At 61.2% G+C, this 26,337-nt stretch carries 21 protein-coding genes and 1 other RNA gene; 12 read left to right on the forward strand and 10 right to left on the reverse strand.

Translation table 11 applies throughout. The features are described 5' to 3' along the window. Nucleotides 1-29 precede the first annotated feature (29 nt). From ACLK1G_RS06685 to ACLK1G_RS06735, 11 genes are all read left to right on the forward strand, one after another. On the forward strand, nt 30-641 hold the full coding sequence (locus tag ACLK1G_RS06685; protein ID WP_420764710.1) for a hypothetical protein: 612 nt from the start codon (nt 30-32) through the stop codon (nt 639-641). Between the two features lie 505 nt (nt 642-1,146). After that, nucleotides 1,147-1,506 carry a DUF6124 family protein gene (locus ACLK1G_RS06690; RefSeq protein WP_420764711.1) on the forward strand — a complete coding sequence of 120 codons (360 nt, stop codon included), beginning with the start codon at nt 1,147-1,149 and terminating at the stop codon, nt 1,504-1,506. Between the two features lie 495 nt (nt 1,507-2,001). Beyond that, a complete protein-coding gene (locus ACLK1G_RS06695) occupies nt 2,002-2,472 on the forward strand; it encodes a hypothetical protein (protein ID WP_420764712.1) in 471 nt (156 codons plus the stop codon). 357 nt (nt 2,473-2,829) lie between these two features. Next, complete coding sequence (gene ccoG, locus ACLK1G_RS06700; protein ID WP_420764713.1) at nt 2,830-4,245, forward strand: cytochrome c oxidase accessory protein CcoG; 1,416 nt, start codon at nt 2,830-2,832, stop codon at nt 4,243-4,245. A gap of 11 nt (nt 4,246-4,256) precedes the next feature. Further along, nucleotides 4,257-4,796 (forward strand): FixH family protein, encoded by a 540-nt coding sequence (locus tag ACLK1G_RS06705; RefSeq protein ID WP_420764714.1) that lies wholly within the window; start codon nt 4,257-4,259, stop codon nt 4,794-4,796. A gap of 20 nt (nt 4,797-4,816) precedes the next feature. Beyond that, a complete protein-coding gene (locus ACLK1G_RS06710) occupies nt 4,817-7,267 on the forward strand; it encodes a heavy metal translocating P-type ATPase (protein ID WP_420764715.1) in 2,451 nt (816 codons plus the stop codon). Nucleotides 7,268-7,291: 24 nt separating this feature from the next. Next, nucleotides 7,292-7,510, forward strand: a complete 219-nt coding sequence (gene ccoS, locus ACLK1G_RS06715; RefSeq protein ID WP_420764716.1) for a cbb3-type cytochrome oxidase assembly protein CcoS — start codon at nt 7,292-7,294, stop codon at nt 7,508-7,510. Then, entirely contained in the window at nt 7,503-8,186 is a 684-nt protein-coding gene (locus tag ACLK1G_RS06720) for a sulfite exporter TauE/SafE family protein (RefSeq protein WP_420764717.1), read from the forward strand. Before ccoS ends, ACLK1G_RS06720 begins: the two co-directional genes overlap by 8 nt. Before the next feature lie 304 nt (nt 8,187-8,490). Beyond that, entirely contained in the window at nt 8,491-9,873 is a 1,383-nt protein-coding gene (gene hemN / locus ACLK1G_RS06725) for an oxygen-independent coproporphyrinogen III oxidase (protein WP_420764718.1), read from the forward strand. A gap of 95 nt (nt 9,874-9,968) precedes the next feature. Then, on the forward strand, nt 9,969-10,703 hold the full coding sequence (gene fnr, locus ACLK1G_RS06730) for a fumarate/nitrate reduction transcriptional regulator Fnr (protein WP_420764719.1): 735 nt from the start codon (nt 9,969-9,971) through the stop codon (nt 10,701-10,703). A gap of 75 nt (nt 10,704-10,778) precedes the next feature. Further along, nucleotides 10,779-11,327: an adenine phosphoribosyltransferase gene (locus ACLK1G_RS06735; protein WP_420764720.1), complete on the forward strand. Its 549-nt coding sequence runs from the start codon at nt 10,779-10,781 to the stop codon at nt 11,325-11,327. A 130-nt stretch (nt 11,328-11,457) separates the two neighbouring features. Here the strand turns inward: ACLK1G_RS06735 and recR are convergent, their stop codons facing one another. From recR to dnaX, 4 genes are all read right to left on the reverse strand, one after another. Next, nucleotides 11,458-12,060, reverse strand: coding sequence for a recombination mediator RecR (recR, locus tag ACLK1G_RS06740; RefSeq protein WP_181286939.1), 603 nt, complete (start codon nt 12,058-12,060; stop codon nt 11,458-11,460). Nucleotides 12,061-12,126: 66 nt separating this feature from the next. Then, entirely contained in the window at nt 12,127-13,155 is a 1,029-nt protein-coding gene (locus ACLK1G_RS06745; RefSeq protein WP_420764721.1) for an NADP-dependent oxidoreductase, read from the reverse strand. 219 nt (nt 13,156-13,374) lie between these two features. Then, complete coding sequence (locus ACLK1G_RS06750; RefSeq protein ID WP_003183512.1) at nt 13,375-13,713, reverse strand: YbaB/EbfC family nucleoid-associated protein; 339 nt, start codon at nt 13,711-13,713, stop codon at nt 13,375-13,377. A gap of 64 nt (nt 13,714-13,777) precedes the next feature. Then, a complete protein-coding gene (dnaX, locus tag ACLK1G_RS06755) occupies nt 13,778-15,859 on the reverse strand; it encodes a DNA polymerase III subunit gamma/tau (protein ID WP_420764722.1) in 2,082 nt (693 codons plus the stop codon). 143 nt (nt 15,860-16,002) lie between these two features. Here dnaX and ACLK1G_RS06760 point away from each other — a divergent pair, with 143 nt between their 5' ends. Further along, complete coding sequence (locus ACLK1G_RS06760; RefSeq protein WP_420764723.1) at nt 16,003-16,770, forward strand: substrate-binding periplasmic protein; 768 nt, start codon at nt 16,003-16,005, stop codon at nt 16,768-16,770. Nucleotides 16,771-16,902: 132 nt separating this feature from the next. On the opposite strand, the gene ffs is transcribed toward ACLK1G_RS06760, so the two are convergent. From ffs to ACLK1G_RS06790, 6 genes are all read right to left on the reverse strand, one after another. Beyond that, nucleotides 16,903-16,999, reverse strand: an RNA gene (gene ffs, locus ACLK1G_RS06765) — signal recognition particle sRNA small type. A 160-nt stretch (nt 17,000-17,159) separates the two neighbouring features. Then, complete coding sequence (locus tag ACLK1G_RS06770) at nt 17,160-18,320, reverse strand: zinc-binding metallopeptidase family protein (RefSeq protein WP_420764724.1); 1,161 nt, start codon at nt 18,318-18,320, stop codon at nt 17,160-17,162. A 124-nt stretch (nt 18,321-18,444) separates the two neighbouring features. Continuing rightward, nucleotides 18,445-20,802, reverse strand: coding sequence for an NAD-dependent DNA ligase LigA (ligA, locus tag ACLK1G_RS06775; RefSeq protein WP_420764725.1), 2,358 nt, complete (start codon nt 20,800-20,802; stop codon nt 18,445-18,447). Between the two features lie 137 nt (nt 20,803-20,939). Next, nucleotides 20,940-21,785: a cell division protein ZipA gene (gene zipA, locus ACLK1G_RS06780; protein WP_420764726.1), complete on the reverse strand. Its 846-nt coding sequence runs from the start codon at nt 21,783-21,785 to the stop codon at nt 20,940-20,942. Nucleotides 21,786-22,043: 258 nt separating this feature from the next. Further along, the gene (gene smc / locus ACLK1G_RS06785) at nt 22,044-25,532 is read right to left on the reverse strand and encodes a chromosome segregation protein SMC (RefSeq protein WP_420764727.1); all 3,489 of its coding nucleotides are present in this window, start codon (nt 25,530-25,532) and stop codon (nt 22,044-22,046) included. Nucleotide 25,533: 1 nt separating this feature from the next. Beyond that, nucleotides 25,534-26,193, reverse strand: a complete 660-nt coding sequence (locus ACLK1G_RS06790) for a GntR family transcriptional regulator (protein WP_420764728.1) — start codon at nt 26,191-26,193, stop codon at nt 25,534-25,536. Nucleotides 26,194-26,337: the final 144 nt, after the last annotated feature.

Raw genomic sequence — 26,337 nt, forward strand, 5'->3', positions numbered from 1 at the left:
GCCTCACGAGGCTCGCTCAGGTCTGCGCCATGAGTATGGAAATTCGCAAGCATCTGGAAGTGAAACTACTGGCGGCGCTGCAGCAAACAACGTCAGCCCACTTGGACCTGAAGGCCAGCAAAAACAAACTTGGCCTGCTCGCTGCCAAGGAAAAATTTGGGGAAATCTACGTTCAACACCTAACCAAGGCCGACGGCTATTACGCGGGGTTGGAGCTCTATACCTGCGAGGCCTTCAGCTTCTGCAAAGAGCAATCCCCGCCCTACGAGAGCCGCCTGCTGAATGCATCGTTTTTATCGAAGAGCTCCTTGTCGGAGCAAGCAAAACAATTCGGTGACGAGCCGGGCGGCATCATCAGGACCCCGTCCCCTCAAGCCATCAGCGTAACCGTCAAGAAAATAAGCGAACGGCTCGAGAAATTTTACCTGCCCAAGGCAGAGCACAGCGTTCTTGGCTCCCCCACATTAATCGATGACGTGTTGGCCGAGCCGGATAACTATGCGTTCCCATTCCTGACGATTGTCTTTGTAGCGCACAAAAATAATCTGAGCCTGGATTCGGATTTGCTCAAGAACGCTCTGGCCACTAAATCAATATTCGGAAACAAGCAGTTCGACTTGCCGCTTGCGAAAAACTACTAGGCGCAGGTTAAGCGCAAATTCCCGTGGCGAGGGAGCTTGCCCTTGCTGGGCTGCACAGCAGCCCCAAAAAGGCAGGCGCATTCCTACAGAAAAAACGCTGCGCCACCGAGCGAAAGCAAGCTCCCTCGCACCGAATCCAGGGCATTACGAAGGCTTGTTTATTCTCCCTGCGCAATGCTTCCGACAAGCTACGAATCCTTGCGCCATTGCCTACAACTACGCCAGAATCCGCCCGCTTGTGCGCCTTGCCCATGGGTTCTATCGTTTCCCTGCCACTGCCCATCAGTGGTCGGGCTTGGCGGCCCGGTACACGAAAGGCGCAACAGCCCCCAATATGATTGCAATGTCTCTGGCATTTGGCACTCCTATGTTATGGCGGGTTGCGCAAGGATCCCTTCGGGGATGCCGGGTTCCTTTCGTGCCGGTCCGCCAACCTTGCGTAACCCGTCACCCCACCTGCTTGGCGGCAGACGGTGATGGTTCCTCTTACGAAAGGAGCTGCACCATGTTCAAAATTACACCGAATCCCCCCGAAACAGAGCGCATCTCTGCGTCCACTCAATCCAAAACAAAGAAACAAGACGAAGCAGAAAAGCGCGCCTTGGATTACTACCTGCTACCGAAACCGGTAAAGTCCGAAGATGCATCCAAACCGGACCTGCTCTTCATCGTGGCAAAAAACGCCGACAACGAATGCCTGCTCGCTAACCTCAGCGAAAACCTGGCATCCGCTGACGCGATGATCAGCAACCTAGCCTTCGACCTCGAAGGCCCCCGCCGCCACATCGCCCTCGGCATCCAGCAATTGATCGAACTGAGTTCAATGCTGGCCAGCCGTGTACTGGATAACGTCGACCCACGCTAGCTGCTACACCACCTCCGTGGCGAGGGAGCTTGCTCCCGCTGGGTGGCGAAGCCGCCCCAAAACAGACCGGCGCATCCCTACAGACACACCGCATCAGCCGGTTTACGACGGCTGCGCCGCCGAGCGGGAGCAAGCTCCCTCGCCACGGATCGCCTACACCTCAAAAGCAAGCGTGTAACCCGCCCTCACCAACCTGCTAGGCGACGTGCAAACCCTGAGCTTCGCCTACGACGCCCTCGGCCAGATGCGATTCAGCACGTCCAGTATGTGCGCAGTACAAAATCCGGAGCCACCTACAAGCTTGACTACCATCCAGGCGGCAGCCCTACCCAGCCCAACGTCCATGGAAATGATTATTGGAAGGTCTATAAAGTCAATAAAGCCGGTGAAGATGTTGTATTCGGCAGGATTGGCCATGGTGACTTTAAGAATTATGACCTCATAAAAGACTCACCCGTCTACGTAAACGGCACGCTAATGAACGGTGGAATTTAAATGATTGATTTTGCAGCCGACATAAAATCCAAGCATTCAATTGCGAACATTTTATTGCAAGACAATATCTCGACCTACATGAATGAGCTCTATGAGCATCATCAAGTCGAGATAAAGAGCTACACGCTACCTGACGGTGAAACTAGAACAGCGTACGTAATCGATAGTACGCTCACCCTCTCAACCCTTCCTGACGGAACAATTTTTTCTATCGGTTGCAACGCGCGATACAAAGGGCTTTACGAACATACGCTTTCCACAGGGATGCCTTTTGACCAGATAAAAAAGTTGACCGAACGCCAGCGCATATTTAACGGCGTCATAATCCTCAACGAGGATTTCGGACTCTGCTATGTCCTACCAGCGCCTTATGACGAGATAGCTGACAGCATCGAAAACATACCACCGACGCTAACACTGGATGAAATTTACGTATCCGACTTTTCTTCCTGGCTTCATAAACCGCAATAACATAAACCATCAAATTATCCGTCTGAATGCCAGCTAGAAAGAGGCAGCGCGGAACGCTGGCTGAGCACAAGATTTGAGGCGAAACGCAGATCCCCTGACGAGGGAGCTTGTTCCCGCTGGGCGGCGAAGCCGCCCCCATCCAATCTCCGCCAATGCCATGCTCTGTCTATAGTCAATTGATCCAGGTCATGACTTGTTACATCCGCTACACCATTCAGCCCGGACACCCAACGCGACCAAAGGTCGCACCCTTGAGCCAGAGCGACAGGCGTATCATTGCGCCACTGCAACACCCTTTCTGACCGTGGTCGGCACGTACTGGCCTCGGCATTTTTCCACTGCCGTGGGATGCAATTGATGAGCAACCAGATTCCGGTACATGACGTTACCCCGCCTGCCAAAGACGCCAACAAAAGCGTCGACCTGTACGCCTCTCGGGAGAAAATTTACACCCGCGCCTTCACGGGCCTGTTCCGCAACCTGCGAATGGTTGGCGGGGGGTTTCTGTTCCTGCTGTATTTCGGCACGGTCTGGCTGAATTGGGGCGGTCACCAAGCCGTCTGGTGGAACCTGCCTGAACGCAAATTCTTTATTTTTGGTGCAACCTTCTGGCCCCAGGACTTCATCCTCCTCTCCGGCATGCTGATCATCGCCGCCTTCGGCCTGTTTTTCATCACGGTATATGCCGGGCGCGTCTGGTGCGGCTACACCTGCCCGCAAAGCGTCTGGACCTGGATCTTCATGTGGTGCGAAAAGGTCACCGAAGGCGACCGCAACCAGCGCATCAAGCTCGACAAGACGTCCATGAGCGCCAATAAATTCCTGCGCAAATTCGCCAAGCACAGCCTGTGGCTACTGATCGGTTTCGTCACCGGCATGACCTTCGTCGGTTACTTCACCCCGATCCGCGAACTGGTGTTCGAGTTCTTCACCGGCCAGGCCGATGGCTGGTCGTATTTCTGGGTCGGATTCTTCACCTTGGCCACTTACGGCAATGCCGGCTGGCTGCGTGAACAAGTGTGCATCTACATGTGCCCTTACGCCCGCTTCCAGAGCGTGATGTTCGACAAAGACACCTTGATCGTTTCCTATGACCCGCGTCGCGGTGAAAGCCGTGGCCCGCGCAAGAAAGGCATCGATTACAAGGCCCTGGGCCTCGGCGATTGCATCGACTGCACCATGTGCGTCCAGGTCTGCCCCACCGGCATCGACATCCGCGACGGCTTGCAGATCGAGTGTATCGGCTGCGCAGCCTGCATAGATGCCTGCGACAACATCATGGACAAGATGGATTATCCGCGCGGGCTGATCAGCTACACCACCGAACACAACCTTTCGGGGCAAAAAACCCATAAACTGCGCCCGCGCCTGATCGGCTACGCCTTGGTGCTGCTGGCCATGATCAGCTTGCTGGTGACGGCGTTTTTCATGCGTTCGCTGGTGGGTTTCGACGTCAGCAAGGACCGCGTGCTGTACCGCGAGAACGCCGAAGGTCGGATCGAGAACGTCTACAGCCTGAAGATCATGAACAAGGACCAACGCGACCATACGTACGTCCTGGAAGCCGCCGGCCTGCCTGATCTCAAGCTCGAAGGCCGACGGGAAATCAAGGTCGCCGCCGGCGAGATCTACAGCCAGCCGGTCGAGTTGTCCAGCGCACCTGAACAATTGCCATCGAGCACCAACGAGGTGACCTTCATCCTCAAGGATGCCGATGACGAAAGCGTCCATGTTGAAGCCAAGAGCCGGTTCATCGGCCCACAGACTCGTTGAGAGAAATGAACATGCCTGCAGCAACTGCCACCAGCCCTTGGTACAAGCACCTCTGGCCGTGGATCATCATCGGTATCCTTGCCTGCTCGGTAACGCTGAGCCTGACCATGGTGACCATCGCGGTGAACAACCCGGATAACCTGGTCAACGACAACTACTACGAAGCCGGTAAAGGCATCAACCGCTCCCTGGAGCGCGAACTGCTGGCCCAGACCCTGCAATTGCATGCCAATGTGCAGCTGGACGACCTCACCGGGGAAGTCAACCTGCGCCTGGACGGCAACAGCCGTCCCCAGACCCTCGAACTGAGCCTGATCTCACCCACCCAGCCGGAGAAGGACCGCAAGATCGTCCTGACCCGCAACGACAGCGAACCTGGGCGCTACGTTGGCCAATTGGCAGACAAGGTCGAAGGCCGGCGCTTTGTCGAACTGCTGGGGGCACAGAACGAGAAGACCTGGCGCTTGTTCGAAGAAGAGCAGATCAACCACGAACAGGCCATCTTGCTCGGTGATGAACCGCTGCAAGGCGCTGAAGACCTGAAGAAATAAGCCGCTTTTATGCAGCAACCATGACCACCCCACGGCCCTGCTACCACTGCGCCCTGCCCGTCCCGCCCGGCAGTCGCTTCACCGCCGTTGTCCTCGGTGAAACCCGCGAGCTGTGCTGCCCGGGTTGCCAGGCGGTGGCCGAAGCGATTGTGGCCGGCGGTTTGGAAAGCTATTACCAGCATCGCAGTGAAGCATCGGCCAACCCCCAGTCCCTGCCGGTGCAGCTGACCGAAGAACTGGCGCTGTACGATCGCCCTGACGTGCAGCAATCGTTCGTTCGCCATGAAGGCGAGCTTTGCGAAACCACCCTGCTGATGGAAGGCATCAGTTGCGCCGCCTGTGGCTGGCTGATCGAAAAGCACCTGCGCGCTTTGCCAGCGGTGGCCGAGGCGCGACTGAACCTGTCCAACCATCGCCTGCACGTCCGCTGGGCCGACGCCCAATTGCCGCTGAGCACCCTGCTCGCGCAATTGCGCCAGATCGGCTACGCCGCGCACCCGTACCAGGCCGACCAGGCTTGCGAACAGCTCGCCGCGCAAAACCGTCTGGCCCTGCGCCAGCTGGGCGTGGCTGGCTTGCTTTGGTTCCAGGCGATGATGGCGACCATGGCCACCTGGCCGGAATTCAACATCGACCTGAGCCCGGAGATGCACACCATCCTGCGCTGGGTCGCGCTATTCCTGACAACGCCCATTGTGTTCTACAGCTGCGCACCTTTTTTCAAGGGTGCCATGCGTGACCTGCGCACTCGCCACCTGACGATGGACGTTTCAGTCTCCCTGGCCATCGGTGGCGCGTACATTGCCGGCATCTGGACCTCCATTACCGGTGTCGGCGAGTTGTATTTCGATGCCGTCGGCATGTTCGCCCTGTTCCTGCTGGCCGGCCGCTACCTGGAACGCCGGGCTCGGGAACGCACCGCTGCGGCCACCGCGCAATTGGTGAACCTGTTGCCGGCCTCGTGCCTGCGCCTGGCGGATGACGGCCAGAGCGAGCGCATCCTGCTTAGCGAACTGCATACGGGCGACCGGGTGCTGGTGCAGCCCGGGGCTATCCTGCCCGCCGACGGCAGGATTCTCGAAGGGCAGTCCAGCGTCGACGAATCGCTGCTGACCGGTGAATACCTGCCGCAACCCCGCCAGGCCGGCGATGCAGTCACGGCGGGCACGCTGAACGTCGAGGGCGCGCTGACCGTTCAGGTATTGGCCTTGGGGCAGGACACTCGTTTGTCCGCCATCGTGCGCCTGCTGGAACGCGCCCAAGGCGAGAAGCCGCGCCTGGCGGAAATTGCCGACCGCGCCGCCCAATGGTTCCTGCTGTTCTCTCTGGTTGCCGCCTCCGCCATCGGCCTGTTGTGGTGGCATCTCGATGCTTCGCGCGCTTTCTGGATCGTCCTGGCGATGCTCGTCGCGACCTGCCCTTGCGCGCTGTCCCTGGCGACGCCAACCGCACTCACCGCAGCCACCGGCACCCTGCACAAACTCGGATTGTTGCTGACCCGCGGCCATGTGTTGGAAGGCCTGAACCAGATCGACACGGTGATTTTCGACAAGACCGGCACCCTTACCGAAGGCCGCTTGGCGTTGCGCGCCATCCGCCCCCTGGCGGCGCTCGACAGCGATCAGTGCCTGGCCTTGGCCGCCGCCTTGGAGAATCGCTCCGAACACCCGATTGCCCGCGCCTTCGGCCGGGCGCCACTGGCCGCTGAGAATGTGCTGAGTTTTCCGGGACTTGGGCTTGAGGGCTTGGTGGGGGAACAGCGATTGCGCATCGGCCATCCCGGCTTTGTCTGCGACCCGAGTGGCGCCACCGTACCGGTGATGCCGGACGAACCTGGGCAATGGCTGTTGCTGGGGGATGATGCCGGGCCGCTGGCCTGGTTTGTCCTCGACGACCGTCTGCGTACGGACGCCCCGGCCCTTGTCGCGGCCTGCAAGGCGCGGGGCTGGCGCACGCTCTTGCTGTCGGGCGACAGCTCGCCGATGGTCGCCAGCGTTGCCGCCGGACTGGGCATCGATGAGGCTCGCGGCGGTCTGCGCCCGGACGACAAGCTGGCCGTGCTGCAGCAGTTGCGTCAACAGGGCCGCAAGGTGCTGGTGCTCGGCGACGGCGTGAACGATGTGCCGGTACTGGCAGCGGCGGATATCAGCGTCGCCATGGGCTCGGCCACCGACCTGGCCAAGACCAGCGCCGACGCGGTACTGCTGTCCAACCGCCTCGAGGCCCTGGTTCACGCCTTCAGCCTCGCCCGGCGCACCCGTCGGGTCATCATCGAGAACCTGGTCTGGGCGGGGCTGTACAATGGCCTCATGTTGCCGTTCGCCGCCCTTGGCTGGATCACACCCGTGTGGGCTGCGGCCGGCATGTCCATCAGTTCGCTGACCGTGGTCTTGAACGCGCTGAGGCTGACCCGCCAACCCAAGGTGCAGGTTCTTGATGCCACGCCCGATACCCGTCCGCAGCCGGCCTGAGCCGCGCGGGCATGGAGGTCCGACATGCCAGCTCTTTACGTAATGATTCCGGCCGCGCTGCTGATCGTAGCGATCGCCGTCTACATATTCTTCTGGGCCGTGGACAGCGGTCAATACGACGACCTCGACGGCCCGGCCCACAGCATCCTGTTCGACGAACAAGACCCGAACCATAAGGCCGCGGTGGAAGAAGCAAGCGGCGAGGCCCAGAAACCGGACGACAAGGCGCCGCCCCATGCTTGATCTGGCGCCGCTGTTGATATCGGCCGTCATCCTCGGCCTGCTCGGCGGCGGCCACTGCCTGGGCATGTGCGGCGGTCTGATGGGCGCCCTCACCCTGGCGATTCCCAAGGAACAGCGCAGCCGGCGTTTTCGATTATTGCTGGCGTACAACCTGGGGCGGATCCTGAGTTACGCCACGGCGGGCTTGCTGATCGGACTGGCCGGCTGGGCCGTCGCCAACAGCCCGGCGGCGATGATCATGCGGGTGCTGGCCGGTCTGCTGCTGATCGCCATGGGCCTGTATCTCGCCGGATGGTGGAGCGGCCTGACCCGTATCGAGGGGATCGGCCGGGGCTTGTGGCGACACATCCAACCCGTCGCCAACCGCCTGCTGCCGGTATCAAGCCTGCCACGGGCCTTGCTGCTCGGCGCGCTGTGGGGGTGGCTGCCATGCGGGTTGGTCTACAGCACCCTTCTCTGGTCCGCCAGCCAGGGCGATGCGCTGGACAGCGCGCTATTGATGCTCGCCTTCGGCCTGGGTACCTGGCCGGTGCTCCTCGCCACTGGCCTGGCGGCCGAGCGTGTCACCGTCCTGTTGCGTAAACGCAGCGTGCGCATGGCCGGTGGGTTGTTGGTGATCGTCTTCGGCATCTGGACACTGCCGGGGCCGCATCAGCATTGGCTCATGGGTCATTGACCGAGTCGCCTCCTCCTCAAGCAAATTTAGAGGAAATGAGCACATCATGATCGCAGCCCTGTGGCGAGGGAGCTTGCTCCCGCTGGCCAGCGAAGCAGGCCCCTACACCCCCAGGCAGAAACGCATGTAACTGATATTGCGTCTGCTGCGCAGCCGAGCGGGAGCAAGCTCCCTCGCCACGGATTTGATTTGTCTGCACGAGCATCACCCTCGACGACTGCCAGCCCCGTTGACGCAAATCAACACGCCCTTTTCCACGCCCCCTAGACTCGCGACCATGCCAGCCTATCCGGGGAACGCCCGCATGCTCGACGCCATCCGTTGGGACTCAGACCTCATCCGCCGCTACGACCTGGCGGGACCACGCTACACCTCTTATCCTACTGCGGCGCAGTTCGCCGGCCAGGTGGGCACCTTCGACCTGCTCCACGCCCTGCGCGACAGCCGCAAGGCACACAGGCCACTGTCGCTGTACGTGCACGTGCCGTTTTGCGCGAACATCTGCTACTACTGCGCCTGCAATAAAGTCATTACCAAGGATCGCGGTCGTGCCCACACCTACCTGCGACGCCTGGAGCAGGAAATCCAACTGATCGGCTGCCATCTGGCCCCCTCCCAGCGCGTGGAACAACTGCACCTGGGCGGTGGCACGCCGACGTTCCTGAGCCACGACGAGCTGCGCCAACTCATGGCCAGTCTGCGCAAGCATATGAACCTGATGGACGACGATTCCGGCGACTACGGCATCGAAATCGATCCACGGGAAGCCGACTGGTCAACCATGGGCCTGCTGCGGGAGTTGGGCTTCAACCGGGTCAGCATCGGCCTGCAAGACCTCGACCCTGCCGTGCAGCGAGCCGTCAATCGCCTGCAGAGCCTGGAAGAAACCCGGGCGGTGATCGAAGCCGCGCGGACCTTGCAGTTCCGCTCGATCAACATCGACCTGATCTATGGCTTGCCCAAACAAACGCCGGAAAACTTCGCGCACACGGTCGAAGAAGTCATCAGCCTGCAACCGGACCGTCTCTCGGTTTTCAATTACGCCCACCTGCCGGAGCGCTTCATGCCGCAGCGGCGGATCGATGGCCAGGACCTGCCTACCCCGGTGCAGAAACTGGCCATGCTGCAAGGCACCATCGAACAGCTGACCGCCGCCGGTTATCGCTACATCGGCATGGACCACTTCGCCCTCCCCGACGACGAACTGGCGATCGCCCAAGAAGAAGCGACCCTGCAGCGCAACTTCCAAGGCTACACCACCCATGGGCATTGCGACCTGATCGGCCTCGGCGTGTCAGCCATCAGCCAGGTCGGCGATTTGTACTGCCAGAACAGCAGCGACCTGACCCACTACCAGAACACCCTTGCCGACGGGCAACTGGCAACCAGCCGCGGGCTGGTGTGCAACGCCGACGACCGTTTGCGACGCGCCGTGATCCAGCAGTTGATCTGCCATTTCTCGCTGGCGTTCGCCGAGATAGAGCGAGACTTCAATGTCGACTTGCGCGGTTATTTTGGCTCTTTATGGCCGCAACTACAGACGATGGCAGCCGATGGGCTGCTCGAATTGACGCAGACCCATATCAACGTACTGCCCGCGGGGCGCCTGCTGGTGCGTTCAGTCTGCATGGTCTTCGACGGTTATCTGCAGCAACAAAACCGCCAACGTTTTTCCAGGGTCATCTGAGCGCGACGATTTGACGGGGGACACCGCACTGGCCGGAGTTTGTGCGCTGGGTTACCCTTACGTCTTATGTGTGTTTTCCCACAAGGATTTAAGAAATGTCCGAGCCAGTCAAATCTCGCGCTCACAGCCAGGCCCATTGCAAGGATTGCAGCCTGGCCCCTCTATGCCTGCCACTTTCGTTGAATCTGGAGGACATGGACGCGCTGGATGACATCGTCAAACGGGGACGGCCGCTGAAAAAAGGTGAGTTCCTGTTTCGCCAGGGCGATGGCTTCGACTCGGTTTACGCAGTGCGCTCGGGCGCCCTGAAGACGTTCAACCTGAGCGACGGTGGCGAAGAGCAGCTCACCGGTTTCCATCTGCCCAGCGAGCTTGTAGGCCTGTCGGGCATGGACACCGAGACCCACCCGGTCTCGGCCCAGGCACTGGAGACGACTTCGGTGTGCGAAATTCCTTTTGATCGTCTCGATGAGCTGGCGGTGCAGCTGCCGCAACTGCGTCGACAATTGATGCGGGTGATGAGCCGGGAAATTCGTGACGACCAGCAAATGATGCTGTTGCTTTCGAAGAAAACCGCCGACGAACGCATCGCCACGTTCCTGGTCAATCTCTCGGCGCGTTTTCGTGCCCGCGGGTTTTCGGCCAATCAGTTTCGCTTGAGCATGTCACGCAATGAAATGGGCAACTACCTGGGCCTGGCCGTGGAAACCGTGTCCAGGGTGTTCACCCGCTTCCAACAGAACGCGTTGATCGCAGCCGAAGGCAAGGAAATTCATATTCTCGACCCGATCCAGCTCTGCGCCCTGGCCGGCGGCTCGGTCGAAGGCTGACGCGCTCGCGCTGCTGAGGCTTTCGCCCCGTCGCGCTATACTTCCGCGTTTGCAGCCAGCCAGGACACCTCGACGATGGTCTTCGACTCCTTCGACATCAAATCCCTGATCCGCCCCGTGATCGACTTCCCCAAGCCAGGCGTGATCTTTCGCGATATCACTCCGCTGTTCCAGTCGCCCACTGCCCTGCGGCTGGTCATGGACAGCTTCGCCCATCGCTATGTCGAGGCCGAGTTCACGCACATCGGCGCGATGGATGCCCGGGGTTTCCTGATCGGCTCGATCCTGGCCTATCAGTTGAACAAGCCGCTGGTGTTGTTTCGCAAACAGGGCAAGCTGCCAGCCGACGTACTGGCCGAGGGTTACCAGACCGAGTACGGCGAAGCCTTTCTTGAAGTGCACGCCGACAGCCTGTGCGAAGGGGATTCGGTGGTGATGTTCGATGACCTGATCGCCACTGGCGGAACGTTGATCGCCGCCGCCAACCTGATCCGCCGCATGGGCGCCAGGGTCCATGAAGCCGCGGCGATCATCGACTTGCCGGAACTGCTCGGCTCCCAGCGCCTGGAAGACATGGGCATCCCGACGTTCTGCCTGACGCAGTTCTCCCTCAGCGAAAAATAACCTGGCCAAATCACATAACCCATTGTGGGAGCGAGCCTGCTCGCGATGGCGGTAGATCTGTCGATACCTATACTGGCTGACACACCGCTATCGCGAGCAGGCTCGCTCCCACCAGGGAATCGGGGTGCGGCTACAACGCGATTGGCTTGCGCCCGGCAAACGAATGCGCCAGCGTCCCGCCGTCCACCAACTCAAGCTCCCCACCCAACGGCACGCCATGGGCGATGCGGGAGGCGACCAGGCCTTTATTGCTGAGCAGTTGGGCGATGTAATGCGCAGTGGCTTCGCCTTCGACCGTCGGGTTGGTGGCGAGGATGACTTCGGTAAACGTGCCCGCCTCCTCGATCCGCGCCATCAACTGCGGGATGCCGATGGCTTCAGGCCCCAGGCCGTCGAGCGGTGACAAGTGCCCCTTGAGCACAAAGTAACGACCGCGAAAGCCGGTCTGCTCCACCGCATAGACATCCATAGGCCCCTCGACCACGCAGAGCAGGCTGTCGTCCCGTCGCGGGTCGGCGCATTGCGGGCAAAGATCGTCCTCGGTCAGGGTGCGACACTGGCGACAATGCCCGACACCTTCCATGGCTTGGCTCAACGCCTGGGCCAGGCGCGAGCCGCCGCTGCGATCACGCTCGAGCAGTTGCAACGCCATGCGCTGGGCGGTTTTCTGACCCACGCCTGGCAAGGTTCGCAGGGCATCGATCAGTTGGCGGATCAAAGGGCTGAAGCTCATGGGGGAAACGTCCGACATAACAACGAGACGCGGTTTATACCCGCGCCTCCGATTAGCGTCAAATACTCAATCGCGCGCTACTCGCACCACCAACTTGCCGAAATTTCGCCCCTCCAACATGCCGATGAAAGCCTGGGGCGCATTTTCAAGACCGTCGACCACGTCCTCGCGGAACTTGACCTTGCCATCGCGCACCCAAGGCGCCATGGCGCTGATGAATTCCGGCTGGCGGTCACCGTAGTCATCGAACACGATGAAACCCTGGATGCGCACGCGCTTGGTCAACAGCGTGCGTTGTAGTTGCGGCAGGCGATCCGGGCCACTTGGCGGCTGATGATCATTGTAGGATGCGATCAAGCCGCAAAGCGGGACGCGCGCCTTGGCGTTGAGCAGCGGCACGACCGCATCGAAGACCTTGCCGCCGACGTTTTCGTAATAGATATCGATACCTTGATCGCAAGCCCTGGCAAGCTCTTCGGCGAAATTCGGGCTTTTATGGTCAATACAGGCGTCGAAACCCAGCTCATCGACCACGTACTTGCATTTTTCGCCACCGCCGGCCACCCCCACCACCCGCAAGCCCTTGATCTTCGCCACCTGGCCAACCACGGAGCCCACGGCGCCCGACGCCGCCGCCACGACCAGGGTTTCCCCGGCCTTGGGCTGGCCAATGTCCATCAACCCCATGTAGGCCGTCATGCCCGGCATCCCCAACACCCCCAGCGCCATCGAGGGGCTGGGCAAGCCGGAAGGGATCGGAATGACATCGCGGCCATCGCTGATGCAGTGGCTCTGCCAACCCGTGGCCCCCACCACCAGATCACCCTCTTGGAATTTCGGATGCATCGAGCGCTCTACGCGGCTGACGGCACCACCGGTCATCACCTCATCGATCTGCACCGGCGCAGCGTAGGAAGGCGCGTCACTCATGCGCCCGCGCATGTAAGGGTCCAGTGACAGGAAGAGCGTCTTGAGCAGGATTTGTCCTTCGGCCAGATCGGGCAACGTCACGTGTTCAAGTCGAAAGTTTTCAGGGGTTGGCGCACCTTGGGGGCGCGAGGCCAGCACGATGCGCTGATTGGAAATCGATGACATGGAGGCGTCTCCTAGTTCGTTGAGCGTACACGTATAGGGAGCAGACCATTGCCTTGGGGGCGCGTTCGATGTTTATGCCGGGATAGCACGGCGCAGCCTGCTCCGGGCGGCGTTCCGACGAAAGCAGTCGAACAGAGACCCCATTGCTCCTGCCAGAAACAAAAATGCCAGGCGCGATGCCTGGCATTGTGTGTAGCCCATCCCGAGCGGGATGGCGAATCAGAACGGCAGTTTCATGCCCGGCGGCAGCTGCATGCCAGCGGTCATGCCGGACATCTTGTCCTGGCTGTTCGCTTCGATCTTGCGCACTGCGTCGTTGACGGCGGCGGCGAACAGGGCTTCGAGCATTTCCTTGTCGTCTTCGCTCAGGCCTTCGACCACGCTCGGGTCGATGCTGACGCGCTTGATATCGTGGCGACCGGTCATGACCACCGTCACCATGTCGCCACCGGATTTGCCGGTGACTTCAGCGTTGGCCAGCTCTTCCTGCATCTTGGCCATTTTTTCCTGCATCTGCTGCGCCTGCTTCATCAGGCCGGCCATGCCACCTTTCATCATGGTAATCACCTCGAAAGTACTTGGATAAACAACGCGCCCGGCCTGCCCGGCCCGGCGCCTTCAGTTATGAGCCCTGGGTGACCGGGGCCTCGACAGGTTCGATAGTATCGTGACGGACCACGGCGCCGAACTGTTGCATCATCTGTTGGATGAACGGATCGTTCTGGATCGATTCCTCGGCTTCGCGCTGACGGTCGGCGCGGCGCCGGGACGCGGCCTGGGCCGGGGTTTCCTGCTCGGGCTTGATCAGCTCGATGGTCAACGTGAGAGTGCGCTGGTGGTACTGGTTCAGCGCATCGTTGAGGCGACGCTGTTGGGTTGCGTTGAACAGCGCGCTATGGGCCGGATCCAGGTGCAGCAGCCAATGGTCGCCCTCGACCGAGATCAAGGTGCAGTTGGCGGCGATGCTACCGGTCATGCCACTGATCTGCAGCTTGGGGAACAGCTCCAGCCATTGCAAGGCCAGCCCAGTGGCGGGCATTGCCGCCGGTTCAGGTTCTGGCTCCGGTGCCGGTTCGGCGGCATGTTCGCTCGCCAGGTCGTCCAGGTAGCTGTAGGCCGAATCGATGTCCGGCTCGATGTAGTCCTCGTCCAGCGGCGGCTCATCGTCCAGATCGATGCCCGGCGTCGCGACCTCGACGTCGGCCACCGTCGGCTCCGGCATTGGCGCAGCCACCCACTCGGGTGCATCGGGCACCACGCTGTCGGGTGTCGGCAGGGGCATCGGCGGCAACTCGGGCTGCTCGGCGATGGTTTCCAAAACGGGCTCGACGGCGGGTTGCTGGACAACTTGCGGCTCGACCGGGTCGTTCCAAGGCAGGTCGATGACTTCTTCGGCGACGGGCTCGGGGAGCGCCTCGACGACCGGTTCGGGCTCTGGCTCAGGCGTGACGACAACAGGCGCCGGGGCCGGAATCGGCTGGGCTGCGGGCGCCACCGCCGTAGGAGCAGGAGCCGCTGCCGACGCAACAATGGGCGTGGCAGCCACTGGCTTGGCGGAATCAGCTGTGGCCTGGCTGATCCCCACTGGCTTTAGCGCTTGTCTCGGCGCGTCCGCCGTATCGGCCGGCCGGAACGCAAGCATTCGCAGCAGCACCATCTCGAAGCCGCCGCGCGGATCCGGTGCCAGCGGCAGGTCGCGACGGCCGATCAGGCCCATCTGGTAATAAAACTGTACGTCTTCGGCCGGCAGCGCCTGGGCCAAAGCCAACACGCGGTCCCGGTCGCCATGGCCGTTGTCGACCCCCTCGGGCAAGGCCTGGGCGATGGCGACACGGTGCAGAACGTTGAGAATCTCCGAGAGCACGCCATTCCAGTCCGGCCCCTGCTCGGCCAGGTGACGCACCGCTTCGAGCAATGCCTTTGCGTCCCCTTCGATCAGCGCAGTCAAAACGTCGTAGACCTGGCCGTGATCGAGGGTGCCCAGCATGGCGCGCACCTCGGCGGCCATGACCTTGCCTTCGCCGAAGGCAATGGCCTGGTCGGTCAGGCTCATGGCGTCACGCATCGAACCGTCGGCGGCTCGTCCCAGCAGCCACAGCGCATCGTCCTCGAACGGCACGTTCTCCACGCCCAGCACATGGGTCAGGTGCTCGACGACCCGTTCCGGCGTCATGTTCTTCAGGGAGAACTGCAAACAGCGCGACAAAATCGTTGCGGGAAGTTTCTGCGGATCGGTGGTCGCCAGGATGAATTTGACGTAGGGCGGCGGTTCTTCGAGGGTCTTGAGCAGCGCATTGAAGGAATGGCTGGAGAGCATGTGCACTTCGTCGATCAGGTAGACCTTGAAGCGCCCACGGCTCGGGGCGTACTGCACGTTGTCGAGCAGCTCGCGGGTATCCTCGACCTTGGTGCGGCTGGCAGCGTCGATTTCGATCAGGTCGACGAAACGACCTTCGTCGATTTCCCGGCAGACAGAACATTCGCCGCAGGGCGTCGACGTAATACCGGTTTCACAGTTCACGCACTTGGCAATGATCCGCGCAATGGTGGTCTTGCCCACGCCGCGGGTACCGGTGAACAGATAGGCATGGTGCAGCCGCTGGCTGTCCAAGGCATTGATCAGAGCCTTGAGCACATGGGTCTGGCCGACCATTTCGCGGAACGAGCGCGGACGCCATTTACGTGCAAGAACCTGATAACTCATCGAAAACCGTCGCAACGAAGGAACATAAGCGGCTAATGCTAGCGGAGCAGGGACGAAATTGCATCCGGTGCGCTCGTCTAATCTGGCTAAGCTAGGTTCAGCAGCTCGGTTGTCGACAGTTTTTTGTACAGTCAGGAGAGTTTATGCGTTCGGCCATGGGGGCTTTGCTGTTGTTGGGGACGGGGTGTTTCGCTGATGAGGTTCCCTTGCGTTTTGCCGTCACCGATGGCTGGGCCATGCCCATGGTGCAGATCGACAGAGGCCGCCCGACCCAGGGCATTCTGCCGGACGTCATGACCAGCCTGGCGACCCAGGTTGGCATGCCTGCGCAATTCCATGTCCTGGCCCGCGCGCGACTGGACAGCGCCATGGAGCAGGGCGAAATAGACATGCGCTGTTATGTCTCGCCTGATTGGGTAAAGGATATTGGGGGCGACTATCTCTGGAGCGTCCCGCTGTTCTTCCAGCGCGATGTGCTTGTCGGTTCGCCCGGCGCTCCCGCTGCCATCACGCCGTCGGCACTCACACAACAGTCCATCGGCACCGTGCTGAGCTACAGCTACCCCACCCTGCAGCCATTGTTCGACAGTGGCCACCTGCGGCGCGACGACGCCCGCAGCCAGGATCAGGTGCTGGCGAAACTGCTGGCCCGGCGATACCGCTATGCGGTCAGCAATCAATGGGCGCTGGACTGGTTCAACCAGCGTCACAGCGCTGACCGACAGCTGCGCCAAGTCGCTGTCCTGCAAGAACAACAGTTAAGCTGCTATGTGCGCAATGATCCGAAGATTCCCGCACAGCGCATCCTGCGTACCTTGTCGAACATGAAGAGATCCGGGGAAATCGACGCGATCATCCAGCTATATACTGGCCGCAACGAAGGGTTGCGGGACGGTGATGCGTCTCCATGATCAACGGGCCGGGCCTGGCGCTGTGGTGGCGCCCTGTGGTTTCGTCAGCCACCGGCACGAGCGTGATATCGCAGAACAGGAAGGTATCTGGCAAACCTTGCGAACGAAGGCCTGGGGGCGTTAAGGAGGCAACCCCACCAGCCACACCCCGGCACACAATGTTCCCGCTGTGGCTGCTTCCTTCCGGATCTGACCAGGTTCACGGGTAATCGTTGCGGGGGGACCGATGGGGTCACCATAACGACGCCCGCCTTGCGGCGAGCCGCGCCATTGTACCTATCTGACAAGAAGTTACAACCGTTCGTGCCGGATTAAAAAAATCCATGAGGTTCAAGTACTTGCTATGGGAAGAACCTCTTTCGCAATCGCCTCGGCCATTCAGATGGAAACTACAACAGCACCTCATCCGCCCGGCCACCCTCCTCCTGGATCACCAGATGGATGAAATGCAGTTTGGTGATTACTGCCGCCGGTACGACGAATGGGTAGAAATCCGGCTGGCCCATGCTGCGCGAGAGTTCGTTGAGCATTCCGGCCAGTTCGATCCAGGCGTTGACGAATGAAAGGAACGCCTTTCCGCCCGCGTGCTCGGGGTCGAACAGGGTTTCGGGAGGAAATGGCTGGTAGTCGAAATCCATTTCCCGCGCACTCATGCCGAAGCCGAGCGCCGTGTCGACGGCGTCCATCATGTGCAGGTAATGGGCCCAGGTTTCAGCCCAGTCCTCCCACGGGTGCATGGTGGCGTAGGCGCTGACGTAACGGGCCTGCCAATCCAGTGGCGCGCCTTGTTGATAATGCCGCTCCAACGCCTCGGAGTAGCTTGCGCGCTCATCGCCGAACAAGGCGCGAAACGGCTCCAGCCAGTGACTGTCGGCAACCAGCCGGTCCCAGAAATAATGGCCGACCTCGTGGCGAAAATGCCCGAGCAAGGTTCGATACGGCTCGTGCATCTGCTGCCGCACGTGCTCGCGGTGAGCATCGTCGGCTTCCTTGATGTCGAGGGTGATAAGGCCGCTGGCGTGCCCGGTCGTCGGCGGTTTCCCGTCGGGGTCGACGCCGATGAAATCAAAGGCCAGGCCGATGTTTTCGTCGGCGCTCTTGGGGATGACCGGCAAGCCGAGGGTAATCAGTTGCGCCACGAGGCGGCGCTTGGCGGTTTCGACCTTGCGCCAGCGCTCGGGGTTTTCCGGGATCGAGAGGTCAGGAATCGTGCGATTCAGGCTGCAGGCGATGCACAGTGTGTCGTGCCCGTTGGCTGGTAACAGCCAATTGCACGCCGCCGGGGTGTCGAGATTGGCGCAGCGGCGAAACAGTCCGGCCTGCGGGTCGACGTCCAGGAGCCAGGTATCAGGTTGCTCGCCGGGCTGAAGGGACGAAAGGCGGCTCTGCTCCGGCTGATACCCCAACGCCGCCAGGCACGCCAGGCATTGGCTGTTGCGAAAGAACAATGACTGGCCGCAGCGGCACGGCCAGACTTTGCTGTTGCGTGACCGATCACCCAGGAACGGCGCGGCGATGCGTGAGCTCAGTTGTTCGAAAAAGCGGTACATGGCGATCTCTCCCAGGAGCCTGCAAGACTAGATCACCTGATGCTCATGATCGTTCCAAAACGCTGTGTCATGACCCCGATAACCGTGGCGAGGGAGCTTGCGCCCCCGCCACAAAAGCCAAGCCTCAGAGCGCGACGCCATGCCCTGTCAAGAACTCGACAAACGCTTGTTCGTCGAGCACCTTGAGCCCCAGTTCATTGGCTTTGGTCAATTTCGATCCAGCGCCCGGCCCGGCCACCACGCAGTGGGTTTTCGCCGACACGGAACCGGCCACCTTCGCCCCCAGGCTTTCCAGCTTGTCCTTGGCGACATCGCGACTCATCAGCTCCAGCGAACCGGTCAGGACCCAGGTGTGCCCCGCTTCAGGCAAGCCCTCGACAACTTTCTTCTCGCTCCGCCAGTGCATGCCGAAATCCCGCAGTTGCTGCTCGGCAGCCAAGGCCTGTTCACGATTGGCGGCGATGGCGAAGAATTCGCGCACGGCGTTTGCCTGTTTTTCTGGCAACGCCTGGCGCATGTCCAGCCAGTCGGCATCCATGACGGCATCGAGGGAACCGAACTTATCCGCCAGTTTCTGCGCGCCGCCCGGCCCGACCGAAGGAATGTGCAGCTTGTCGAGGAAGCCTCCCAGGGTAGTACTGGCGGAAAATTCCGCGCTCAGTTCGCCCTGGTCCTGGATCTCCAGGCCATGGCGCAGCAGATCCTTGATGACCTGGCGATTGTGCGGGTCTTCGAAGAAGCTGTGGATCTCGTGGGCAACTTCCAGGCCGACATCCGGCAGGTACGTCAGCACCTGCGGCAGCGCCGCCTGCACGCGCTCCAGTGAACCGAGGGAGCGGGCCAGGACCTTGGCGGTCTCCTCGCCCACGTCGGGAATGCCGAGGGCGTAGATAAAACGCGCCAGACTCGGCTTCTTGCTGTCGACGATCGCTGACAGCAGATTCCTGCTCGACAGCTCGGCGAAGCCTTCCAGGTCGACGATCTGCTCGAACGTCAGCGCATACAGATCCGCCGGCGACCCCACCAGGCCTTCGTCCACCAATTGTTCAACGCTCTTCTCGCCCAGCCCTTCGATATCCATGGCCCGGCGCGAGACAAAATGAATGATTGCCTGCTTGAGCTGCGCGCCACAGGCCAGGCGACCGACGCAGCGGTACACCGCGCCTTCGCTGACGGTTTCACGGCCCTTGCTGCGCTTGATCAGTTGCGTGCGTTCGACGTGGGAACCGCAAACCGGACATTGCTGCGGCACTGCCACCGGACGGGCATTGACTGGACGACGCTCGGTGACGACTTGCACCACTTGCGGGATGACATCACCGGCTCGGCGAATGATCACCGTGTCGCCGATCATCAGGCCCAGGCGCGCCACCTCGTCCATGTTGTGCAACGTGGCGTTGGCCACCGTCACGCCAGCCACCTTGACCGGCTTGAGCCGCGCCACGGGCGTGACGGCGCCGGTGCGGCCGACCTGGAACTCGACGTCCAGCAGTTCGGTAAGCTCTTCGCTGGCAGGGAATTTATGAGCGATAGCCCAGCGAGGCTCCCGCGCGCGAAAACCCAGTTCGCGCTGTGACGCGATGCTGTTGACCTTGAACACCACGCCGTCGATTTCGTAGGGCAGCGAACTGCGCCGCTCACCAATGTCACGGTAGTAATCCAGGCATTCGTCGATGCCGTGGGCCAGCTTCAGCTCGCGGCTGATGGGCATGCCCCAAGCCTTGAGTTGTTTGAGATTGCCAATGTGGGTATCGGCGATGTCCGACGTCACCTGGCCGATGCCATAGCAGCAAAACTCAAGGGGACGATTGGCGGTTATCCGGGAGTCCAACTGGCGCAGGCTGCCTGCGGCAGCGTTGCGGGGGTTGGCGAACGTCTTGCCGCCCGCCTCCAGCTGGGTGGCGTTCAAGCGCTCGAAACCGGCCTTGGACATGTACACCTCGCCGCGCACCTCCAGCACCGGTGGCCAGCCGCTGCCTTGCAACTTGAGAGGAATGTTGCGCACGGTGCGCACGTTGACGCTGATGTCTTCGCCCGTGGTGCCGTCACCGCGCGTCGCGCCGCGCACCAGCATGCCGTCTTGATACAACAGGCTGACCGCCAGGCCATCGAGCTTCGGCTCGCAACTGTATTCCACCGCCGCGCCGCCGCCGAGCAAATCGCCCATGGGCAGGTCGAGGCCTTCGGTCACTCGCCGGTCGAACTCGCGCAAAGTGGTTTCGTCGAACACGTTGCCCAGGCTGAGCATCGGGATTTCGTGACGCACCTGGCTGAAGGCCGACAGCGCCACGCTGCCGACTCGCTGGGTCGGGGAATCGCTCGTCACCAGCTCCGGGTGTTGTTCTTCCAAGGCTTTGAGCTCATGGAAAAGACGATCGTATTCGGCGTCCGGAATGGAAGGTTCATCGAGGACGTGATAGCGGTAATTATGCTGGTCCAGCTCGGTGCGCAGCTCTAGGATGCGGGTTTCGACGGCGCTCATGGTGTTCTCTCATAAAGCAAAAGAGCAGCCTGGGCTGCTCAATTTTCTCAAGACGTTGAGGGGTACTTCGCACCCCAGCGGGAGCAAGCTCCCTCGCCACAAGAGGCTCTCCAACCAAGGGGAGCCGGTCTCATCGCTCAACGCTTCTGGGTCAGCGCGCGGCGTTCGAATTCGACAATGCGCTGGCGGTAGTGCTCGATGGTCTGGGCCGTCAGCACGCTGCGTTGGTCGTCCTTCAATTCGCCGTTGAGCTCCTGGGCCAGCTTGCGCGCAGCGGCCACCATCACGTCGAAAGCCTGCTTGGGATGACGCGGGCCTGGCAGGCCCAGGAAGAAGCTCACCGCCGGCGTGCTGAAATGGTCGATGTCGTCCAGGTCGAACACGCCAGGCTTGACGGCGTTGGCCATGGAGAACAACACCTCGCCATTGCCTGCCATGCTTTCGTGGCGATGGAAGATGTCCATCTCGCCAAAACGCAGGCCGCTTTCCAGGATGTTCTGCAACAGCGCAGGGCCCTTGAAGCCGGCCGGGTCGCGGCAGATCACGCTGATCACCAGCACTTCTTCGGCCTGGGCCTGTTCCTTGTCGCCGCTGGATGACTTGCTCTCGTCCGGGAAATCGCCGTCACGGCTGTTGAAGCTCGGCCCGCCATCGAGGTCGAGGTTCAGGTTCAAATCACCCTGGGACGGTTCGCTGTTGCGCTTGCCGCGCTTGGAACCCGACTCCCGTGGCTCACGGGCAGGCGCGCTCATGGACGGCAAATCGTGTTCGTCCAGCTGCGGCTCCTTGTGGGTGTCCAGCACCCGGGGCGGACCCAACAGCTCGGCGCTGTCATCCTCATCGGGGAGGTTCGACAGGCTGCGATCCAGGCGAAACTTGAGTTTGCCCTTGCCGCCGCGCATGCGACGCCAGCCGTCGAAAAGAATACCGGCAATGACAATGATGCCGATGACGATCAGCCACTCGCGCAGACCGATTTCCATTTAATCCCGTGCCTCTATAAAAATGCTGAAAAATAAGGGGCTTAGCTATTTGCAAACCGCTTTAAAACGTGGCGCCAACTCTATGTTCTGAATGGCGTTTTGCCCACGCATACGAAAAATTGACATTAAACTAGCACGACCAAAGATAACTTTACACCGTCTGTCGCATAGGCTTGTGCCCAATCTGTGAATTGAACATCAGCCCCAAGGGTAAAAAACACCTACAGCGTTCAAAACAGAAGCCCTGCGAGCCTTTGTTCAGGCGTCCACCATGGCCATGGCCTCCTCCACATCCACCGCCACCAGCCGCGAACACCCCGGCTCATGCATGGTCACGCCCATCAACTGGTCGGCCATTTCCATGGCGATCTTGTTGTGGGTGATGTAGATGAACTGCACCGTTTCGGACATTTCCTTCACCAGCCGTGCGTAACGGCCGACGTTGGCGTCGTCCAGTGGTGCGTCGACCTCATCGAGCATGCAGAACGGCGCCGGGTTCAGTTTGAAAATGGCAAAGACCAGAGCCAGCGCCGTCAGCGCTTTTTCGCCGCCGGAGAGCAAATGGATGGTGCTGTTCTTCTTGCCGGGAGGACGCGCCATGATTGTCACCCCTGTATCGAGTAGATCTTCGCCCGTCAGTTCCAAGTAGGCGCTACCGCCACCGAAAACTTTTGGGAAAAGCGCCTGCAAACCGCCGTTGATCTGATCAAAGGTATCCTTGAAGCGGTTGCGGGTTTCCTTGTCGATCTTGCGGATGACGTTTTCCAGGGTCTCCAGCGCCTCCGCCAGATCGTCGTTCTGAGCGTCCAGGTAACGCTTGCGCTCTGACTGCTGCTGGTACTCGTCGATGGCCGCCAGGTTGATTGCCCCCAGGCGCTGGATGCGCTGAGCGATGCGTTCAAGTTCTTCCTCGGCGTCCTTTTCGTTCGCCCCGGCCACCAGGGTGGCGAGCACGCCGTCGAGGTCGTAGCCGTCTTCCAGCAATTGGTCCTGCAAGGCTTTGCGCCGCACCGTCAAGGCCTGCCACTCCATGCGCTGCTGCTCCATCTGGCCACGGATCAGCTGCGATTGCTGCTCGGCCTGGCTGCGGCGCTTCTCAGCGTCGCGCAGTTCGCGGTCGGCATCCTCCAGGGCAATCTGTGCAGTCTTGAGTTCTTCGTCGACGCTCATGCGTTTGTCGAGCAACTCTTCGAGCTTGAGGCGCAGTTCTTCCAGTGGCGCCTCGCCCTCTTCCAGGTTGAGGCTCAACTGCTCACGCTTTTCGGTCAGGCGCTCGGACTGCATTTCCAGACGTTCCAGGGCCTGGCGTGTGGAATCGTGCTGGGCCCTGAGCGAGCCCAGGCGTACCGCCAGCTGATGGGCATGGTCTTTGTGTTGGCGCGCTTCCTGGCGCACGCGGTCCAGGCGTTCACGCAGGCTGTCGCGCTGGGCCAGCAGCAATTCACGCTGTTCGGTGTCCACCGCCATCGCATCAAGGGCTTCTTGCAATTGCAGGCGCGCCTCGCCGATCTGTTCGTGTTCCAACGCCCGCTGCTCGCCCAACTCGGCGATTTCTTCGTCAAGACGGGTACGACGCAGGGCCAATTGTTCGACCTTGGCCTTGCCGGCAGACAGCTGCGCCTTGAGTTCGCCCTGCTGGCGCGCTTCATCTTGCAACAGCCGACGCAGGTGTTCGCGGCCGTTTTCCTGTTGGCGCTGTTGCGCCCGCAGGTTCTGTAGTTCGGTTTCCAGGGCTTCGACGCTGGCCTCGCGCTCTTCGCGCTCGGCGGCCAGGCGTTGGATTTCCTGGCCTCGGGCGAGCATGCCGCTCTCGGCTTCAGAGGCCCGGCGAACCCGCAGGAAATGCCGCCCGACCCAATACCCGTCGCGGCTGATCAGGCTTTCGCCGGCTGCCAATTGCCCACGCAAGGTCAAGGCGTGCTCGAGGCTGTCCACCGGCTTGACCTGCCCCAGCCAAGGCGACAGGTCGACCTGGGCTTCGACCTTGTCCAAAAGACTGCCTGGCACCCGCACGCCGTCGCCGGCCGGGCTGAGCAGGCGCAGATCGCCCTGGCTGAAACCGGAAAGATCGAACCCGGCGAAATCATCCACCAGCACTGCTTGCAGATCGGCGCCCAGCACGGTTTCCACCGCCAGTTCCCAGCCGGCATCGACCTTCAAACCTTCGGCCAGGCGCGGGCGCTCGGCCAGGTGCTGGTCGCGCAGCCATTCGGCAGTGCCGGTGCCTGGGTCCAACGCGGCTTGCTGCAAGGCCTCCAGCGAGGCCAGCCGACCGTTGAGTCGCTGCAATTCGCCCTGGGCCTGTTGCTGGTTCTGCAAGGCCAGCTGCAAGGCTTGGCGCAGTTGTTCAAGGCGTTCGACCTGGGCATCTTCGCTGGCCTGCAGGTCTTCGAGGGTGGCTTCGCTGGTCGCCAGTTGCTCGCTCAGCTCCAGAATCGCGGCGTCTTCCGGATCCGCGGCGAGCAAGGCGCGCTCTTCAGACAGGCGACGCTGACGTTCGGCCAGGCGCTCCATGCTGGTTTCCAACTGCTGGATGCGCGACTGCTGGACTTCTGCCTGGCGCCGCGGCTCGGCCGAGGTCAGGTTGAAACTGTCCCACTGCTCTTGCCAACCATGCATGGTCAACTCGGCTTCTTCCAGGGCTGCGGCTGCCTCTTCGGCGGCGGCGCTGGTGAATTCCTGCTCCGGCGTGAGCCGCTCCAGCTCCTCGCCGAGGGTCAGCAACAAGGTGCGATCGTGGCCCAGGTGGGATTCGGTTTCCAGGCGTGCGCGCTCAGCCTCCTTCAAATCTTCCTGCAACTGGCGCAGGCGCTGCTGGCCGTGCTGGATGCTTTGCTCGACCCTGGCAATGTCGCCTCCCACGGAATAGAAGCGCCCTTGCACCAGGTTGAAGCGCTCGGAGAGTTCATGGTGCCCGTCGCGCAGGCGCTCGATGGCGGCATCGGCGTTGCGCTGCTCGGCCACCAACGCTTCGAAGCTGACTTCCTGGTTGCCGATGATCGCCTCGCGCTGGCCCACCTGTTCGTTCAACGCCTGCCAGCGCAGGGCCGACAGTTGGGCCTTGAGCTGGCGCTCTTCGGCTTTGTATTCCTGGTATTTCTTTGCCGCCTCGGCCTGGCGATGCAGGCGTTCGAGCTGGCGCTCGAGTTCTTCACGCAGGTCAGTCAGACGCGCAAGGTTTTCGTGGGTACGGCGGATGCGGTTCTCGGTCTCGCGACGCCGTTCCTTGTATTTGGAGATGCCGGCGGCTTCTTCGATGAAATTGCGCAGGTCTTCGGGCTTGGCCTCGATCAGCTTGGAGATCATGCCCTGCTCGATGATCGAATAGCTGCGCGGTCCCAGGCCGGTGCCTAGGAAGATGTCGGTGATGTCCCGGCGACGGCATTTGGCGCCGTTGAGGAAATAGCTGTTCTGGCTGTCACGGGTCACTTTGCGGCGGATGGAAATTTCCGCGTAGGCCGCGTATTCGCCGATGAGGGTGCCATCGGAATTATCGAACACCAGTTCGATGCTGGCCTGGCTCACTGGCTTGCGGCTGGTGGAGCCGTTGAAGATGACGTCGGTCATCGACTCGCCGCGCAGGTTCTTGGCCGAGCTTTCGCCCATCACCCAGCGCACGGCGTCGATGATGTTCGACTTGCCGCAACCATTGGGCCCGACCACCGCCGCCATGTTGCTGGGGAAGTTCACCGTCGTCGGGTCGACGAAGGATTTGAACCCCGCCAGCTTGATGCACTTGAGTCGCACGTCAGGCCGCCGTCAGGGCCGAAACCACCAGATCGCAACTGCGCTGGGCATAAGCCGTGAGCACGGTGCGGATCTGCGGCAGATCACGGGCCAGCACGGCCGCGAGCAGGCGCTGGAACAGGTCGAGGAATTCGCTCATTTCCGCCTTGCGCTGCTCAAGAGCCAGGAAATAGGCGCGGCTCATGGCCGGTTGCAGGTTTTCAACGGTTTCCTGCAGATAAGGGTTGTTGGCAAAGGGATAGGCTGCTCGCATCACGCTGAAGCTATCGTCGACGAACGTACGGATGTCCTGGCGCTCGTAGGCTTCCTTGAGGCGCTGCTGGATCGCCACGAACGGCGCCATGTCTGCCTGCTCTTTCCAACCATGCGCCACTGCATTGCCCAGCAGGATATAGAGCTCGCTCATCAATGCGCAAAGGCTGCGCACCTTGTGTTCGGTGAGCTCGGTGACGTGGGCGCCACGGCGCGGCAAGATGGCGATCAGGTGACGCCGCTCCAGGATCAGCAAGGCCTCGCGGACCGAACCGCGGCTGACATTGAGCGCCAGCGTAACCTTCTGCTCCTGGATGCGCTCTCCCGGCTTCATTTCGCCGCGAATGATGCGCTCGGCGAGATGATGGGCGATTTGCTCGGCGAGGCTGTCCGGGGCCTTGAACGTCATGGTTGTCCTTCAAACTCTTCAGATCTGCACAAGCGGCGCAGTGTAGCGCACTCAATACGTCATGGCGCAGGGCCTCCACCTGGTTTTTGGCACGATATAAGCAAAAAGTGCCTGCCCTCTTGGTGAAAGAGAGCCTGTGAGAGC

The organism is Pseudomonas algeriensis, assembly GCF_048847255.1.
Lineage (GTDB): Bacteria > Pseudomonadota > Gammaproteobacteria > Pseudomonadales > Pseudomonadaceae > Aquipseudomonas.

Bases quoted from the DNA above. Each gene is read 5' to 3' on its own strand.
- ACLK1G_RS06685 (WP_420764710.1), top strand. From the start codon at position 30: ATGAGTATGGAAATTCGCAAGCATCTGGAAGTGAAACTACTGGCGGCG.
- ACLK1G_RS06690 (WP_420764711.1), top strand. From the start codon at position 1,147: ATGTTCAAAATTACACCGAATCCCCCCGAAACAGAGCGCATCTCTGCG.
- ACLK1G_RS06695 (WP_420764712.1), top strand. From the start codon at position 2,002: ATGATTGATTTTGCAGCCGACATAAAATCCAAGCATTCAATTGCGAAC.
- ccoG (WP_420764713.1), top strand. From the start codon at position 2,830: ATGAGCAACCAGATTCCGGTACATGACGTTACCCCGCCTGCCAAAGAC.
- ACLK1G_RS06705 (WP_420764714.1), top strand. From the start codon at position 4,257: ATGCCTGCAGCAACTGCCACCAGCCCTTGGTACAAGCACCTCTGGCCG.
- ACLK1G_RS06710 (WP_420764715.1), top strand. From the start codon at position 4,817: ATGACCACCCCACGGCCCTGCTACCACTGCGCCCTGCCCGTCCCGCCC.
- ccoS (WP_420764716.1), top strand. From the start codon at position 7,292: ATGCCAGCTCTTTACGTAATGATTCCGGCCGCGCTGCTGATCGTAGCG.
- ACLK1G_RS06720 (WP_420764717.1), top strand. From the start codon at position 7,503: ATGCTTGATCTGGCGCCGCTGTTGATATCGGCCGTCATCCTCGGCCTG.
- hemN (WP_420764718.1), top strand. From the start codon at position 8,491: ATGCTCGACGCCATCCGTTGGGACTCAGACCTCATCCGCCGCTACGAC.
- fnr (WP_420764719.1), top strand. From the start codon at position 9,969: ATGTCCGAGCCAGTCAAATCTCGCGCTCACAGCCAGGCCCATTGCAAG.
- ACLK1G_RS06735 (WP_420764720.1), top strand. From the start codon at position 10,779: ATGGTCTTCGACTCCTTCGACATCAAATCCCTGATCCGCCCCGTGATC.
- recR (WP_181286939.1), bottom strand. From the start codon at position 12,060: ATGAGCTTCAGCCCTTTGATCCGCCAACTGATCGATGCCCTGCGAACC.
- ACLK1G_RS06745 (WP_420764721.1), bottom strand. From the start codon at position 13,155: ATGTCATCGATTTCCAATCAGCGCATCGTGCTGGCCTCGCGCCCCCAA.
- ACLK1G_RS06750 (WP_003183512.1), bottom strand. From the start codon at position 13,713: ATGATGAAAGGTGGCATGGCCGGCCTGATGAAGCAGGCGCAGCAGATG.
- dnaX (WP_420764722.1), bottom strand. From the start codon at position 15,859: ATGAGTTATCAGGTTCTTGCACGTAAATGGCGTCCGCGCTCGTTCCGC.
- ACLK1G_RS06760 (WP_420764723.1), top strand. From the start codon at position 16,003: ATGCGTTCGGCCATGGGGGCTTTGCTGTTGTTGGGGACGGGGTGTTTC.
- ACLK1G_RS06770 (WP_420764724.1), bottom strand. From the start codon at position 18,320: ATGTACCGCTTTTTCGAACAACTGAGCTCACGCATCGCCGCGCCGTTC.
- ligA (WP_420764725.1), bottom strand. From the start codon at position 20,802: ATGAGCGCCGTCGAAACCCGCATCCTAGAGCTGCGCACCGAGCTGGAC.
- zipA (WP_420764726.1), bottom strand. From the start codon at position 21,785: ATGGAAATCGGTCTGCGCGAGTGGCTGATCGTCATCGGCATCATTGTC.
- ACLK1G_RS06790 (WP_420764728.1), bottom strand. From the start codon at position 26,193: ATGACGTTCAAGGCCCCGGACAGCCTCGCCGAGCAAATCGCCCATCAT.